Annotated in this window: 1 pseudogene; it reads right to left on the reverse strand. The window is 68.7% G+C overall.

Annotated features, from left to right (window positions below):
- Window positions 1–318, reverse strand: a pseudogene (locus FVW27_RS17445) (formate dehydrogenase accessory protein FdhE); the annotation flags it as partial.
- Window positions 319–897 lie beyond the last annotated feature (579 nt).

Raw genomic sequence — 897 nt, forward strand, 5'->3', positions numbered from 1 at the left:
AAGGCTGCCCCCGGCGGCGCGCATCATGGCCAGCAGGCGGCCAAAAGTGGCCGCCGTGCGCACCCTGTCATAGGTGAAGGCGTCACGCGGGAGCAGCGGCGCGCCCTGGGCGTGCGCCTCCGGCGTGGCCAGCTCCGCGACAAGTTCCGCAGGCAGTTCGGGGGCCTGCCCCGTCTGCGCGGCTGCGCGTGCCTCCAACTGGATGGCTGCGGTACGCGCCACGATCTCCAGCAGGGCGTCGGGGATGTATTCCTTGCTGCGCAAGGCTTTCAGCTTGCCTTCAAGGCGTTGCAACTCGCGGTCGAAATCGAAGGTCATGCGTTCTCCTGAATGGAACGTGGATGGGCGCGGCACCGGCGGACGGACGTGCCGATCACGGATTTCCGGCAGACCGTGCCTGCCGAAGACACACCCTGACAAGTACCCTACAGCCCTTGGCGAACCCGTTCAATGACCGGGGTTCCTGCGCAAGGTCTTGCACCGGACCGGCTCCGCATCGGGCGGTTCGTCTCCGGTCCGGGATGTTACGGTAACCATGTTCCGCGTCCCTGTGAACCATCCCGGTGCATTTACCACCCGGCCAGCCGCTTATGCGCCTTCCCGGTGTGCCTGCCCATGGGCAACGCCCGCCTTGACACCGCCCCCGCAGGCTCTACTTGTTTCGAAGAGGCCCGCCCCGCTCGGGAATGCCCCAACATATGCGCGGGGCCGGATCGGTACCGGATCGGGGCTGGGACCGGGCGGCGCAGAAGTGCCGCCGGGAGACAACCATGCACGCTCCACACGCCACCGCACGTCCCACCCGTCGTTCACCGGGCGCCATGCCGCGCCTGCTCTCGCGCGTTGCCGCCCGCCTGCCGCGCGTCCCGAGCCATTGCCCCGGCCAGGATGCGGCGG

The sequence above is a fragment of the Nitratidesulfovibrio liaohensis genome (genome assembly GCF_011682075.1).
Taxonomy (GTDB): domain Bacteria; phylum Desulfobacterota; class Desulfovibrionia; order Desulfovibrionales; family Desulfovibrionaceae; genus Cupidesulfovibrio; species Cupidesulfovibrio liaohensis.